At 44.9% G+C, this 14,830-nt stretch carries 10 protein-coding genes; 5 read left to right on the top strand and 5 right to left on the bottom strand.

Going from position 1 to position 14,830, the window contains the following annotated elements:
* Positions 1–3: 3 nt before the first annotated feature.
* Entirely contained in the window at positions 4–1,128 is a 1,125-nt protein-coding gene (locus ACFQ21_RS15430; RefSeq protein ID WP_377580171.1) for a TIGR03364 family FAD-dependent oxidoreductase, read from the bottom strand.
* 161 nt (positions 1,129–1,289) lie between these two features.
* Between ACFQ21_RS15430 and ACFQ21_RS15425 the strand changes: the two genes are divergently transcribed.
* The 3 genes from ACFQ21_RS15425 to ACFQ21_RS15415 all read left to right on the top strand — a co-directional run bounded on the left by ACFQ21_RS15425 (position 1,290) and on the right by ACFQ21_RS15415 (position 5,800).
* Positions 1,290–2,138 (top strand): histidinol-phosphatase, encoded by an 849-nt coding sequence (locus ACFQ21_RS15425; protein WP_377580170.1) that lies wholly within the window; start codon positions 1,290–1,292, stop codon positions 2,136–2,138.
* Positions 2,083–3,408, top strand: coding sequence for a DUF5690 family protein (locus tag ACFQ21_RS15420; RefSeq protein WP_377580169.1), 1,326 nt, complete (start codon positions 2,083–2,085; stop codon positions 3,406–3,408). Before ACFQ21_RS15425 ends, ACFQ21_RS15420 begins: the two co-directional genes overlap by 56 nt.
* A 112-nt stretch (positions 3,409–3,520) precedes the next feature.
* Positions 3,521–5,800: a GAF domain-containing protein gene (locus tag ACFQ21_RS15415; RefSeq protein ID WP_377580168.1), complete on the top strand. Its 2,280-nt coding sequence runs from the start codon at positions 3,521–3,523 to the stop codon at positions 5,798–5,800.
* Between the two features lie 20 nt (positions 5,801–5,820).
* Here the strand turns inward: ACFQ21_RS15415 and ACFQ21_RS15410 are convergent, their stop codons facing one another.
* Both ACFQ21_RS15410 and ACFQ21_RS15405 read right to left on the bottom strand, forming a co-directional pair.
* Positions 5,821–6,405: a hypothetical protein gene (locus ACFQ21_RS15410; protein WP_377580167.1), complete on the bottom strand. Its 585-nt coding sequence runs from the start codon at positions 6,403–6,405 to the stop codon at positions 5,821–5,823.
* Positions 6,406–6,455: 50 nt separating this feature from the next.
* A complete protein-coding gene (locus ACFQ21_RS15405; RefSeq protein ID WP_377580166.1) occupies positions 6,456–7,148 on the bottom strand; it encodes an HAD family hydrolase in 693 nt (230 codons plus the stop codon).
* Positions 7,149–7,274: 126 nt separating this feature from the next.
* Here ACFQ21_RS15405 and ACFQ21_RS15400 point away from each other — a divergent pair, with 126 nt between their 5' ends.
* Both ACFQ21_RS15400 and ACFQ21_RS15395 read left to right on the top strand, forming a co-directional pair.
* Positions 7,275–7,835 (top strand): phosphonate degradation HD-domain oxygenase, encoded by a 561-nt coding sequence (locus ACFQ21_RS15400; protein ID WP_377580165.1) that lies wholly within the window; start codon positions 7,275–7,277, stop codon positions 7,833–7,835.
* A 51-nt stretch (positions 7,836–7,886) separates the two neighbouring features.
* Entirely contained in the window at positions 7,887–9,659 is a 1,773-nt protein-coding gene (locus ACFQ21_RS15395; protein ID WP_377580164.1) for a chloride channel protein, read from the top strand.
* A gap of 40 nt (positions 9,660–9,699) precedes the next feature.
* Here ACFQ21_RS15395 and ACFQ21_RS15390 read toward each other — a convergent pair whose 3' ends face one another.
* Together ACFQ21_RS15390 and ACFQ21_RS15385 are read right to left on the bottom strand one after the other, a co-directional pair.
* Positions 9,700–11,151 carry a rubredoxin gene (locus ACFQ21_RS15390; RefSeq protein ID WP_377580163.1) on the bottom strand — a complete coding sequence of 484 codons (1,452 nt, stop codon included), beginning with the start codon at positions 11,149–11,151 and terminating at the stop codon, positions 9,700–9,702.
* Positions 11,152–11,268: 117 nt separating this feature from the next.
* The gene (locus tag ACFQ21_RS15385) at positions 11,269–14,796 is read right to left on the bottom strand and encodes a molybdopterin-dependent oxidoreductase (RefSeq protein WP_377580162.1); all 3,528 of its coding nucleotides are present in this window, start codon (positions 14,794–14,796) and stop codon (positions 11,269–11,271) included.
* Positions 14,797–14,830 lie beyond the last annotated feature (34 nt).

Below are 14,830 nucleotides of genomic sequence, written 5' to 3'. Positions count from 1 at the left end.
TTTTCACAATCTTTCAATAATTTCCTCCGCGAGGCCAAAGCTCAACGACATGCCTGCGCCTCCGAGGCCGTTGATGATGGTTACGTTGGGTTCGGGCTCTACTACGAGACTGATATTTCCTTGTAACTTGGGATATATACCGTGCCAGCGTTCGGTAATTTTTAAGTTGCCGAGGTTGGTAAAGGAATTCAGATAATTGATGATGACATCGTTGACATGTTCGGAGTCGAAAGGTTCTACGGTTTTGCTGTAATGATGCGAGTCTCCTATAATCAGTTCACCGGCTTCGTTCTGGGCCAGTAATACATGTATACCATGCTTTTTAAATTCTTCGGATTGCTGATCGTAACGGGCATCGAGTTTTTTCAGTGACGGGCATTTTCCAAAAGCAGCGTAATGGCGTAGCGTGAGACCGGCACACAACGTAGGGCCTATGCTCACAGGCTTGTCCGTTACGGCCTTCATCATTTGCAGTTTACACTTGGACAGCGGGTGTTGATCATATATAGCCGGATATAGTGTCTCAAAATCAGCACCACTGCATATCAATACTTTTTCGGCACGCCAGCTTTCACGCGCGGTCTTTATATGCGGCACATCAACTTCCGTCACTACATGTCCGAAGCGCAGTATCAACCCGTATTTCTCCTGCAGCCACAACGGTATTCTTCGAATGGCTTCGCGTGCATATACTGTTCCCTCGGTCTCACTCCACAAGCCGCCATATAGGTTGTCTTTACGAACTACCGGAGATTTGTCCACCACCTCCGATGCATTCAGCAAACGACATTGATAGCCTGTGTCTTTGTAAAGTTCCATGAACTCTTGCAACACACTCCATTCATCCTCATGGTAAGCGAGGTGTAATGATCCATTAGACTTTATCCAGAACCCGGCTTGTGCCGCTACTTCGTGCCAGTGCTGACGCGCCCGCAACGCACGGTCCAGACCAACACCGGGCTGCTGTCCGATCGGCCACACCAGTCCGAAGTTCCGAACCGAAGCGCCTACAGCAAATTGTTCCCGTTCAAATAAAACAACCTTATAGCCTTTACGAAGTGCCATATAGGCATGCGCGAGTCCTACGATGCCTCCACCTACAATAGCAATATCTGCTGAGCGATCCATAGTCAGTTAATTATAGTCTTCTTCAAAATTTTTGTTCTGCATCAAAGGTTGATGTTTAGATGGATTTACGATCCATCACCAGGTTTATCATTTTGTTAAGGTTGCGCTTTATTGTTTTTCTTGCAACATTTAACAATAAACTTTGAACGCTAAACCTGTATATGTGGTCTAATTTTCATACACACAACGCATACTGTGATGGTAAAGGTCCGATACAGGATTACATCCGCAAGGCCGAAGAACTGAATATGATCAGTCTTGGTCTTTCATCACATGCTCCATTACCGTTTCCCTGCAAGTGGTGCATGAAACCTGAAAGTCTTGATGCCTACCTGCACGAAGTAAATGCCTTCAAAAAAGATTCGCGCACGGAAATATATACCAGTCTTGAGATCGATTTTATACCCGGGGTGATTTCACCGAATGATTTCCGCGATAAACTTGACTATACCGTTGGCTCTGTTCACTTTGTTGATCAGCTGCCGGATGGAACACGCTGGGAGATTGATGGTACGCACGCATTCTTCCAGGAGGGTTATGAAAAGATTTTCAAAAACAACATTCGTGATACACTGGTACGTTACTATGAACTTACCCGCGAAATGATCGCGACCGCCTGCCCTACCGTTGTAGGACACCTCGACAAGATCAAGATACAGAATATAGACAGCAAACTTTTTAATGAAAACGATGCGTGGTATCAACACGAAGTAAAACGAACGATTGATACCATTGCCGCAAGCGGAGCCATCATTGAAGTAAACACCCGCGGAATCTATCAGAAAAAATCTTCTACTACCTATCCCGGGCCGCGTATACTCGAATATATACTTCAGAAAAATATACCTGTTACCCTGAGCAGCGATGCACATCACCCCGATGACCTCGTTAACCAGTTTGCCAACACGGCTGTTTTGTTAAACCAAATCGGATTTAAAACTTTAACCATTTTGCATGAAGGCCGCTGGCAATCTTTCCGCTACAACGAGCAAGGTATCATCCTCCGGTGAGCATCCTATAACACAGTGGCTTCGGCAGGCCAATGGTTTCTGGTTCACCATCTATACCTCTATTGCTGCATTCTGTTTATATACCTGTGTGTATGCATTTCGGAAAACTTTTGCAGCAGCTTCGTTCGAAGGAATTTTCTATGCCGGTGTAAGCTATAAAGTATGGCTGGTAATTTTCCAGGTGGTGGGCTATGGCATGTCTAAATTCATCGGTATCAAAGTGATCTCAGAATTAAAAGCACATTCTCGCTCGGTTGGTATATTAATTCTAGTGAGTATAGCCGGTGCTTCGTGGTTGCTCTTCGCTATAACGCCAGCTCCCTATAATATCATTTTCCTTTTCACCAATGGTTTACCGTTGGGTATGATCTGGGGCATGGTATTCGGTTATCTCGAAGGAAGAAGAATGACAGAAGTACTGGGGGCCTCGCTTTCCGTAAGTTTCATTTTTTCCTCAGGCCTGTGTCGTTCTACCGGGGCCTATCTGATACGCGACTGGGGTGTATCGGAAACGTGGATGCCTTTTGTTACGTGCTGCATCTATAGTATACCGTTACTCGTGTTTTTATACCTGCTCGATAAAGTTCCTCCGCCTTCTGCACGGGACGAACAACTGCGAACCCGCCGGCAACCCATGGACTTATCTGAACGAAAAAAATTCATCACTACATTTTTACCGGGTATAATTCTGTTTGTACTCGGCTATATGTTGCTTACCATCTTTCGCGATTTCAGGGATAACTTTTCAGCGGAAGTATGGAAGACATTAGGCTATGGCAATTCGCCCGAAATCTTTACGGCTACCGAAGTACCCGTATCCATTGCCGTACTTATAATTATGGGCAGTATCATGATCATACGGAACAATCAACTGGCGCTCATGATCAATCACGTAATTATCATAGCCGGCATGATCCTGATTGGCATCAGTACATTCCTGTTCGAGCAACACATCATCACACCGCCGGTATGGATGATCCTGATCGGTCTCGGTCTTTATATGGGTTATGTTCCTTTCAACAGTATCTTTTTCGACCGGCTCATTGCGGCCTTTCAATATATCGGCACCGTTGGATTCATTATGTATGTGGCCGATTCGTTTGGCTATCTGGGGAGCGTCAGTATACTTTTCTTCAAAGAGTTCGGCTATGCATCGGTGAGCTGGCTCAAGGTCTTTATCTATTCAGGCTATATTATCTCCGCGGCCGGCACACTTCTGATTGCCGGTTCCATGCTCTACTTCCACCTTAAACACAAACGCATGTACTAAGGGCGTATTTTAAAGCGTAAAACTTTCTTTATCCATTCTTTTAAAAACATTTTATTTGTGCCCGCCAACAGCTATAATTTTTGTATTTTGAAGGGTTAATTCAGTATCTCAAATGTCTATAATTCCAAAGAAGCGGCAGTTCCAGTGGAAACTCTTGTCGCTATCGTTGACCCCCGTTTTGTTAGTGATCATTCTCCTCGTCTACGTCACCACACGGAATACCGAAAAGCTTGCTGCAGAAAAACTCGTGGTCACCGGCATCGCTGTGTTGCTGCTGGTGGGGTACTGCATGCTCCTCGCTTCCTTCATTAAAAAGACACGAGCACGGATTTTCGGGATACATGAGACAATCGCCGACCTCGCCTCGGGTAAATTCAGAACCAACGCCACCGTTACCGGGCGTGATGAACTGGCAGATATAGCCTCATCGCTGGGCACACTGAAAAGCGACCTGGTACATAAAACCAATTTTGCAGAAGAAATCAGAAACGGAAACCTTGAAGTATCGTATCAGCCGGAGAGTGATGATGACCAGCTTGGACATGCGCTGCTGAAACTGAAAGATAACTTGCGTGTTGTAAAAGAAGAGGATCAAAAACGCAATTGGACAACCGATGGACTCGCGCGCTTCGTGGAAGTTCTTCGCTCGAATAAAAAGATTGATGCACTGGTACACGACATTACCAAGAACCTGGTAAATCTGCTGCAGGCAAACCAGGGTGCCATATTTGTATTGAATGATTCCGAGACCGGGGATCAATACCTGGAGATGATGGCATGCTATGCTTTCAACCGCACTAAATATCTTACAAAGAAGGTTTCGCTCGGTGAAGGTCTCATCGGCCAGACATTTCTCGAAAGACAAACTATATATCTGAAGGAAGTACCGGATGATTTTGTACGCATCACTTCCGGACTTGGTGAAGCCAATCCGCGCAACCTGCTGATCGTACCGTTAAAAGTAAATGAAGATGTAGTCGGTATCGTAGAGCTTGCATCGTTCAAAACATTTCAGCCGCACGAGATTGCCTTTGTAGAAAAGATCGGGGAAAATATAGCACATACTATACTTTCATTCCGTACCAACGAACATACACAACGCCTGCTGGACGAATCGCATCAGCAAGCTGAAAACCTGCGCGCGCAGGAAGAAGAGCTTCGGCAGAACCAGGAAGAACTGCAGGCTACGCAGGAAGAGATCAGCCGGAAATACAATGCATTGTTCCAGCAATTGACTGAGCTCAACCATCAATCCAAATTTGATCAGCTCAAGTCCATTAACTCTACCAAGAAACGTAACGTAGAATATTACTTCGACATTATCCGCAATCAGATCCGTACGTTCTCGGAAAATAAAATGATCATCGATGCAGTAAAGTCATTCCGGAAAACTTTTGCCGCCATACAGCAGGGTGTAACGGACGAGGAACTGCAAGCGATGAAAGCAAACCTGCAGCGATACTATGCCGATGAATTTATACCACGCCTGAAAGAGAACACCGATCAACTGGAACGTGTGGAACATTATTTCCCGAAGGAAGTACAAGCTGATATTTTACAGTATCACTATATATCAAACAACCCCCATCCTACCGGCCAGAAATCATTACTGGACGATGCCGGTGATGGCAGCGAGTATAGCAAGATACACGCGTACTACCATCCGGTAATGCGCAGCTACCTCGAGAAATTCGGGTACTATGATATATTTCTCATCGATCCTGTTACAGGCGATATGGTATATAGCGTGTTTAAAGAAATTGATTTTGCTACCAGTCTTGTTACAGGGCTCTATAATCAAACGAACTTTGGTCGCGTGGTGAAAGAAGCGATTCAAAGTACCGATAAAGACTTTGTAAAGCTGGAAGACTTTGAACCGTATGATCCATCGTATCGTACACCGGCATCGTTTATAGCATGCCCTATATATGATGGCGATGAAAAGGTGGGGATACTCGTGTTCCAGATGCCGATCAACAAGATAAACCAGATTCTTACCGGTGATAACAACTGGCGCGATGACGGACTTGGCGAAAGCGGTGAGACACTGCTTATCGGCAGCGATTACAAATTGCGTTCGGTAGCGCGTCAGTTACTGGAAGATAAACGGAAGTATCTGAACGGACTCAAGCGGATCGGGTATAATGAGAATATTATCCGGCAGATCGATAAAATGAATACCAGTATATTGCTGGAGAGTATAAAACTCAAATCTGTGGAAAGCGGCCTGCACGGAGAAACCGGAACCACGATTGAGAAGAACAAGCATAACGTGGAGATGCTCAATGCATTTGCACCGCTGAATATACCGGACGTTCACTGGATGATTCTTTCTACGATGGAAGAAGAGGAAGCCTCTACACGCATTAACGATCTGCGTAAAGGCGCGTAAACTATATAATTCAGGATTGATCAGCGTTTGGTGGCGAGTGTCTCATCACTCAGCACAAGCGCATTGTAATACTGCACCATGCGAATGGCGTGTGCGTCATCATTCGGGTTCAAATGCTGTTCAAGCACAAACATCGAGAACTGAACACCTCCCGCCTGCCGAAGAGCCGGGTATATTTGTTTGCGAAATGAACGGAGCTGTACCAATTCACCTTCCGTATAGATATAGTAGATAAAACTATCTGCATCCGAATATACAGGAGATATATTGCGTTTCTCCCTGCGCACGATAGTGACTGATCCTTTCACAACCACTTCATATAAATGGCAACGCCTCCACGTTCCATGCTGCAGCGATATATACTTCCGGTTGATGTTTGCCTTGCTATCAAAGAAATGAAGCGATTGAACACGGTGCGCGGGGTATATATATACCTGGTCACCTTGCTTGTGTAGCACAATACCATGCTCCGGCTCTATACCAATTGCACCGATTAGCACCTCTTGTGTCTGTAATACTATGGCTCCGGTATACCATTCACGATCGTATGCTGCAAGTTTACCAACAGTAAACAAGATCAGCCAAACTAGTATAGTGTGCTTCACCTCATGTTAAAAGTTGATTAACATGAAGTTAACATTTACTTAACGAAACATCAAAAGTGCTGTGCTATAATTTCAGGTATATCCAGTAAGCTACTGACGAGATGTGTATGTTTCTCTTTTAAAAGTTGCTCGCGCGAAAAGGCTCCTGTCGTAACACCAATCACCAGTGAACAACCGGCTGCATTTCCCTCCTGAAGATCGGAAGCTGTATCACCAACTTTAGCAACAGCACGTGCATCGCGTACACCTGTAAGTTCCATCGCGCGAAAGATCATATCCGGATAAGGTCTGCCACGCGGTACCTCATCGCTGGTAACACTCGCATCGATGAGATTTGCTTTTTGCCAACCAAGACGATCCAGCAAAGGTGTAGTTATCGGTCGGTCGAAACCAGTGTCCACCACTACCTTCAGTTTCCTCTCCTTCAACATTCGAAACGTATCGCTTGTCCCGTCTTTCTCACCTACCGATGAATCATATTTATAAAAATCGATCATCTGCTGAACAAATATGCGGTGTATCTCATCGATCCAGTTTTCAGTGATGGACTTCGTTCCGGTATAGCGTTTACGCAACAACTGCTCGATGGCTACAGGTTTCGGAATCCCCATAACATCGTTGGCATCTTCAATGGAGATAATAACATCGTGCTGTTGAAGTGCCTGCTGCAATACGCGGTGTACATCTTTATTATCTTTCACGGTTGTTCCTGCCAGGTCGAATACTACCAGTTCAATAGCCATAGTTTCATTTTTTGTGAGAAAGATAAAGTACTTGTCCTATTCCTGTATCACCGTTCAAAACGAAACACAGAAACTTAATGCGATGATAATACATATCTTCTTACCTTCGGTATAAATCTTACCCTTATGAATATACCGGCTGTTATCGAAGAAGTTTTCGGGCTCTATCAAAAGTATGGTGATGCGGATTATATCGGAGAGCCTGTATCGCAGCTGGAGCACATGTCGCAGGCGGCTGACCTGGCTATACAGGAAGGATACGATGATGAAGTTATACTCGCGGCATTCTTTCACGATATAGGACACATCTGTGTAATGCTCCAGGCCGATAACAACATGGGTGGCTATGGTATAAAGAGTCACGAAAAGATTGGTGGTGATTATTTACGGTCGAAGGGATTTCCGGAGCGCATAGCGCGACTTGTGGAAAATCATGTACAGGCGAAACGTTACCTCACCTTCAAGTATCCTGAATACTATGAACAACTAAGTGAAGCCAGTAAAAAGACACTCGAATACCAGGGTGGTGTTATGCTTGCTGAAGAAGCAAATGCCTTCGAGCATGATCCGTTGTTTGAAGTAAGCATCCGTATGCGCAGGTGGGACGAACTGGCCAAGGAAATGCATATACCGATTACCGATATGGATGCGCTTAAGAAGAAAGCGCTCGCAGTATTATCTCAATAGCGTTTTGCTTCCCTGAATCATTTCCTATCTTGGAGCTTTTACAAGAGTGAAATGATTAAGAATATACACAACATTGTCAAACGCCTCAACCTTTACATTCACGATACACTATCTCCCCGTCATTTCTTCATCCTGTCCAGTATAATTGTAGGTCTCTCTTCCGGACTTGCCGCTATTGTCCTCAAGTATTTTGTACACAGCATCGAAAGCATTGTTACATATTACTCCCATAATTATGAGGAGTTCTTTTTATTCACGCTCTTCCCGGTAATCGGTATAGGGCTTGCCGTATTTTATGTTCAGCGCTTTTTACGCGGCCACTTTCGAAAGGGCAGTGCAGAGATTGTATATGCCATCACCAAAAAATCAAGTATACTTCCTTCCAGTCAGATGTATACTCACCTCATCACATCAGCACTTACCGTAGGTTTTGGAGGTTCCACAGGGTTGGAGTCACCCATGGTATCGACTGGTGCAGCGATTGGCTCGAACTATGGCCGGGTATATAATTTATCGTACAAGGAAAAAACAATTTTACTTGCCTGCGGTGCGGCTGCCGGTATATCTGCAGCTTTTAACTCTCCCATTGCCGGAGTGCTTTTTGCCGTAGAAGTGTTGCTCACCGATGTAAGTGCTTCTGCATTTATACCGCTGATCATCGCAGCGGCGTCTGGTGCCCTCTTGTCAAAAATTATACTGGCCCAGGGTGTCATTCTTTCCTTTGCATTGCAGCAGCCTTTCAATTATCACAACGTTCCGTTTTATATACTGCTGGGTATATTAACCGGGTTCCTGGCATTATACTATGCACGTACGTTTGAATGGATCGATGCCAAAATTAAATTGGTCAGCAATATCTGGGTACGTGTTCTCACGGGGGGCATTCTTCTCTCGGTGTTACTGCTTTTGTTTCCACCGCTATTCGGTGAAGGATATGAGACAATCAAGACAGTCGCAAACCTGCATGCAGATGAACTGACTCAAAACAGTGTTATTCAAAAATTTATTTCGTCTGAATATAGCCTGCTCATTTTTCTGGGTTGCCTGGCATTCCTTAAATGTATAGCAGCAGCGCTTACGATTGGCAGTGGCGGCAATGGCGGAAGCTTTGGTCCGTCTCTTTTTATGGGTGCCTATATTGGTTATGTGTTTGCCCGCATCGTTAACATGCTGGGTATAGCCTATATACCGGAAACCAATTTTACACTGGTAGCCATGGCAGGTATGCTGAGTGGTGTTTTCTATGCTCCGCTCACTGCTATATTTCTTATCGCAGAAATTACCGGTGGTTATGAATTGATGATACCGCTCATGCTTGTCTCAGCCATCAGCATTACTGTGGTAAATTACTTCGAACCACTTTCGATGGAAGCTAAAAAGCTTTCCAATAAATTAAAGACACCGGTTGAAGATCGCGACAAGCATTTGCTCAGCCGACTCGACCTTACCGAACTGATCGAAACCAATTTCTCAACCATTGAACCGGACGCTTCTTTACAGGAACTGGTGAAAGTCATTTCAGGCTCCAAGCGAAATATATTCCCTGTGTTGAGTAACGGTGAGTTGAAGGGACTCGTCTTTCTGGACAACGTGCGTAACATCATCTTCAAACACGATCAATACGACAAAGTTTTTGTAAAAGACTTAATGACGGCACCACAGGCTGCCATTCATCCGAATGAAAGTCTGCACAGCATTCTGAAAAAATTCGATGAAACTAACCAGTGGAATTTACCTGTAGTAGACAATCGTCAGTATATGGGCTTTGTGTCCAAATCCAGTATACTTACCAAATACCGGGAGGAGCTTTTAAAATCGGTATAAACTTAACAGTACATGTTAGCTAAAAGCTATAGCATGAGTGCTATGTCTTTACCGAGATCGTCATCGGAACGAAATACTTTTTCGGTGTATCGCACACGTGGCAGGTATAGCTTTCCGGAAGGTCTTCGAAGGAAATACCCGGAGGAATGTTCGCGAGCGCATCACCATACCGTTTATCATATATAGAAAGACAGTTGCTGCATTGGTAACTGGAAGCAACGGTTCCTGTTTTTTCCTCCTTGTTCTTCTCGGCTTGCTTCTCGCGTTCCGGGTTGAGCTGACGATAGTACATCTTACTCAGCTCAATGAGCAATGCCGGTATAATTTCTTTCTTTACATCGCGCGCGTACGTGAGGTATGCAATCTTGTTCGGATTAAAATCTTTCGCATAAAGTATATTATACCGCTCGCTTGCCTCGAGTGATTTATTGCGTTCGATCACAATGGATGTAAAAAGGAAGCTATCTCGTTTCATCTTGATCGTAAACGTAAGACCGTGCGTAGATATATCCTGCTGATCAAGTTCACGAACAAGGAAGCGTTTCAACTCAAGCGCATCTGCATCAATTACCGGTAAATGCCAGTTCAATTCCAATGAGGAGTGTCGCCCGTTGATACCAAATTTACCCATGAGCTTTTCCCAGCGAATGCGATCGGATGCTTTTATACCTTTGATGATAAAAGCTTTCCACGGAATGATGTTGATCTTACCAACATTAGTTTCCTGGCACAACCGGCAGGCTGCGCTCATGAAATCTATATCATATTGATTGTTGCGCCAGTATAAACCCAACCAGTATTGATTGTTGAGCATGGCGTTCAATCCTTCGTAGTATGGAAATGTACTGTCGGGGTACTTCAGTTTCTCCGCAATGGCGCGATAGTTAATGCGCATCTTCCCTTGCAGAATTACAAACAACTCATCTATACCAAAAGGTTGAAAATTCAGGATGAGTTCTTCCAATGCCTTGGACACCTTCGCTACGTCCTGGCTGAAGATCAGTTTCGGCCAGCTCTCTACGATGTTACCCTTGCGTGGATCACGAATGTATAAGTACCAGTAATTTTCTTCGCGTGAAGCGATAAAGTTCAGTTCACCGGTAAACAACGGAACTATACTTTGCACCGGGTCAACAATGTTGATTTTGATTTTCGGCTTATAGTCAAAGTTGTCGATAACGAAATGGTACGTATCTTCCTTTACCCAGTTGGTAGTCTCAACAACATTTACCGCTATATATGAGCTTACTATATTTTGATATACCGACTGATCGCTGCCCAACTCATAATCGAAATGAATATCACGAAAAGCGTGATCGATCATTTTTTCATCTGCACCGTTGGAAGGAAACATGATGTCCTGTCGCGAGCCGAAGAGTACAAAACCATTTCCCAGATCCTGGGAAATGTCCATGATCTTCAGCAAATCTGCTGGCGATAGAATTCCTCCTTTTACAAAGGCCCGTATTAAATCACTCTTTTTGGTTTCCATTCCCTGTCAAGCTTGCGGCATTATAACTGTATGCCTTCTTATTCAAGTATAAATTTACAAAGTTTTCGTCTGGCGGGTCTTAAAATCGTGCGCAGCAATAATTATAGCCCTCCGGCATTAAGCTTTCTGCTTCACCGCCACTTCCTCTTCTTTCAGCAAACGTTGAATTTCCGGCTTACAACTTCCGCAGCCCATACCGGCACCCGAAGTCTGGCAAAGTGTGGGTAACGAACGGCAACCGCCTTGTATCAGTTTACGAATATTACCTTCGCCCACCTGGTTGCACGAACATACTAATTTACCGAGCATCGGCTCTGTCTTTTTACCGGAACGTAAAAGCTGCAGTCGCCTCTCCGATAATTCGATCTGACTTTCAATCAACATTTTGAAATCAGCAAACTCCGACTTATCACCTACCAACACAGCGCCTACCAGTTTATCATCTTTTACGATACACTTCTTATAGTATCGCATCGATTTATCTATGAACAGAATCTCATCGTAGCCTTCGCTATTTACCGGCACCTCTGCTATACCGATCGAGCAGAGATCAAGATTGGAGAACTTCAGAATGTTCATCGGCACAGAACCTTCGTATGTACTCTGCACATCGCCATTGAGATAACGCGCCAGCACATCCGCCTGTTGTTCGGCTGCAGAAGTTATACCGAGTAGCTTACCACGGTGTTCTGCAATCTCGCCCATAGCAAATATAGCAGGGTCGCTGCTTTGCATATAGTCGTTCACAACTATACCGCGTGCGCTTTCTACTCCGGCTTCGGTTGCAAATTCTATGTTGGGCCTTGTACCTACTGCATATACCACGGCATCTACCTGCAATGTTTTACCGCTCTTTAAAAAAGCAGCCAGCCTTCCCGTTGCATCATTCAACGACTCCACGCTTTCAACCTGGTCGTTCAGGTAAACGCGAATATCAATCTCTTCTACAAACTCCAACAGGAGTTGTCCCGAAAGGTTGTCCAACTGACGCTCCATCAGGCGACCGCTCAACTGGATGATAGAAGTATTTACATTCATCTCGCGAAGCGATGCTGCAAGTTCAAGCCCCAGCAATCCTCCACCAATGATCAACACATGTCCTTCAGGCTTCAGAAACTTTTTCAGTTCATCTGCGTCTCTGCGCGTGCGCATGGTAAATACACCGGGCAAATGTACCGGTGCTTCCTTCGGAATAAAGGCACGGCTTCCGGTGGCCAGTATAAGTTTATCGTATAAATGTTTTTTACCATGAACATCCACCACATATTGTTGTGTACGGTTGATCATGACAATCTCGTTCTCGTTATGCAGGGTTGCATTTAGTTCTTCAAACTCTCCGGACTGAAATTTTTGAAGGCGCTCCCACGACAGTGTCTCATTCACATACTCCGGTAATAATACGCGGTTGTAGAACGGATCTTTCTCTTTCGAAAACACATGCAGTTCATCACGTTGGTTCAGCGCACGGTAACTTTGCAGGAAGCGATACGATGCAGCACCCGCACCTACTACTATAATTTTCTCTACTGGTTTTTCATACTTACGGACTTCAACCGCAGAGAATTTAAAATCTGGTTCTTTAGACACCGGGTCCACCAGGTCGCTGGTCAAATTGTTTGCGCGACCTAAATCTTTCTGCAATATCTTTCCCCAGTGCATCGGGATAAAGATCACCCCCTTCTTAACATCTTCCGTTACCCGGGCACTCACACGAACCGAGCCGCGGAAGTTATCAACCTCCACGATATCTCCGTCACTGATGTTACGAAGCATGGCATCGTGCGGGTGTATCTCTACAAAAGGTTTATCAATATGCTGACGAAGTTTATTTACTTTACCTGTCTTCGTCATCGTATGCCATTGGTCGCGTATACGTCCCGTTGTGAGGATCAACGGAAGGTCTTTCGTTACCGGCTCTGATAAATTCTGCGGATCATCGAGCGCATGAAATTTAGCTTTGCGCGAAGGTGTAAAGAACTGGTGATCGGCAAAAAGACGCGGTGTACCTTTATGACCTTTCTCTGGCACCGGCCACTGCACAGTTCCTTCTTCTTTTAAGTATTGATACGTGAGCCCGCTTACATCGAGGTTGGTTCCTTTGGTAAGACGTGCATGTTCTTCATATATATCACCAACGGATGTATAGTTAAATCCGGAGAAGCCCATTTCATTGGCAAAACGACAAAGTATATCTACATCGGGTAACGCTTCACCCGGTGCGTCCACTACTTTGTTCAGATGACTTACTCTTCGCTCCGAGTTCGTCATCGTTCCTTCTTTCTCAAAATGTCCTGCCGCCGGCAGAATCAAATCCGCAAATTCAACGGTATCAGACTTGCGCGATATATCCTGCACCACAACAAAGCGCGCTTTCTTCAACGCAGCCTCTACACGCCTGGAGTCTGGTAAACTTACCAATGGGTTGGTACAAATAATCCAGATCGCTTTCAGATCGCCACGCTCCAGCGCTTCGATCATTTGTGTAGCAGTAAGTCCCGGCTTTTCAGAGAGTGATGGTACGCCCCAGAAGGCAGCAACTTCTTCACGATGTTTTGGGTTTGCATACGAGCGGTGTGCCGCTAACATCGTAGCCAGTCCACCAACTTCCCGTCCGCCCATTGCGTTGGGTTGTCCGGTTAATGAGAATGGTCCTGAACCGGGTTTACCGATGTGACCGGTGATGAGGTTGAGACTGATGAGTGCTATATTTTTATTAACACCAATCACACTCTGGTTAAGTCCCATGGCCCAGAGTGTAAGAAATCCTTTCGATGCAGCTATATAGGAAGCAGCTGTGTGTATATCATTTACCGGTACGTCACAATTCAGTGCAGCTTCTTCAACAGTATATTTGAAAACAGAATCGCGGTATTTTTCAAAATCTTCGGTGTGCCTGCTGATGAAGTCATAATCCACTTCTCCGTTCTCAATCAATATACGGGCTATAGCATTATACAGGTATATATCTGTACCGGGTGTAATCTGCAAATGAAGATCGGCCAATGCGCAAGTCTGTGTTTTGCGCGGATCCACTACAATGATTTTCACATCGGGATTGGCCTGCTTGTGTGCTTCTATTCTTCTGAAGAGAATCGGGTGGCACCATGCGGGGTTCGCGCCTGTTATCAGGAAGCAATCTGCCAACTCTATATCTTCGTACGAAACCGGAACGGAATCCTCACCTAATGTTTTTGCATAACCTGCCACGGCACTGCTCATGCACAGACGCGAGTTGGTATCAATATTATTGGTGCCTAAAAATCCTTTTACAAGTTTATTAACAACATAATATTCTTCCGTGAGACACTGACCTGAAACGTAGAAACCTACGGAGTCTGGTCCATAGGTTTGCGTGATGGATTTGAAAACTGCGGCCGCCCGTTGTATCGCCTGGTCCCACGTGACGCGCTGATACGGGTGATTCCTGCTATAGCGCATCTCCGGGTACAAAAGGCGATCGCTTCGGTCTTGCATGGCATAGTGAAGATTCATTCCCTTCGAACAAAGCATACCTTTATTCACCGGGTGATCTTTATCACCTTCCACCGTAATTTTTCCTCTACGGTCTTTCTTCACCACCATGCCACATCCTACACCACAATAGGAACAGGTTGTCTTAAAACTTTCTTCAGGTCGTCTGGTCACAGTTGAAAACTTTTATATATTAATTTGTGCTTGC

It is taken from the genome of Ohtaekwangia kribbensis (assembly GCF_042676245.1).
GTDB lineage: Bacteria > Bacteroidota > Bacteroidia > Cytophagales > Cyclobacteriaceae > Ohtaekwangia > Ohtaekwangia kribbensis.
This window is presented reverse-complemented; position numbering and strand designations above follow the sequence as displayed.

Excerpts from the sequence above, each read along its gene's own strand:
- ACFQ21_RS15430 (WP_377580171.1), bottom strand. The coding sequence starts at position 1,128 with ATGGATCGCTCAGCAGATATTGCTATTGTAGGTGGAGGCATCGTAGGA.
- ACFQ21_RS15425 (WP_377580170.1), top strand. The coding sequence starts at position 1,290 with ATGTGGTCTAATTTTCATACACACAACGCATACTGTGATGGTAAAGGT.
- ACFQ21_RS15420 (WP_377580169.1), top strand. The coding sequence starts at position 2,083 with ATGAAGGCCGCTGGCAATCTTTCCGCTACAACGAGCAAGGTATCATCC.
- ACFQ21_RS15415 (WP_377580168.1), top strand. The coding sequence starts at position 3,521 with ATGTCTATAATTCCAAAGAAGCGGCAGTTCCAGTGGAAACTCTTGTCG.
- ACFQ21_RS15405 (WP_377580166.1), bottom strand. The coding sequence starts at position 7,148 with ATGGCTATTGAACTGGTAGTATTCGACCTGGCAGGAACAACCGTGAAA.
- ACFQ21_RS15400 (WP_377580165.1), top strand. The coding sequence starts at position 7,275 with ATGAATATACCGGCTGTTATCGAAGAAGTTTTCGGGCTCTATCAAAAG.
- ACFQ21_RS15395 (WP_377580164.1), top strand. The coding sequence starts at position 7,887 with ATGATTAAGAATATACACAACATTGTCAAACGCCTCAACCTTTACATT.
- ACFQ21_RS15390 (WP_377580163.1), bottom strand. The coding sequence starts at position 11,151 with ATGGAAACCAAAAAGAGTGATTTAATACGGGCCTTTGTAAAAGGAGGA.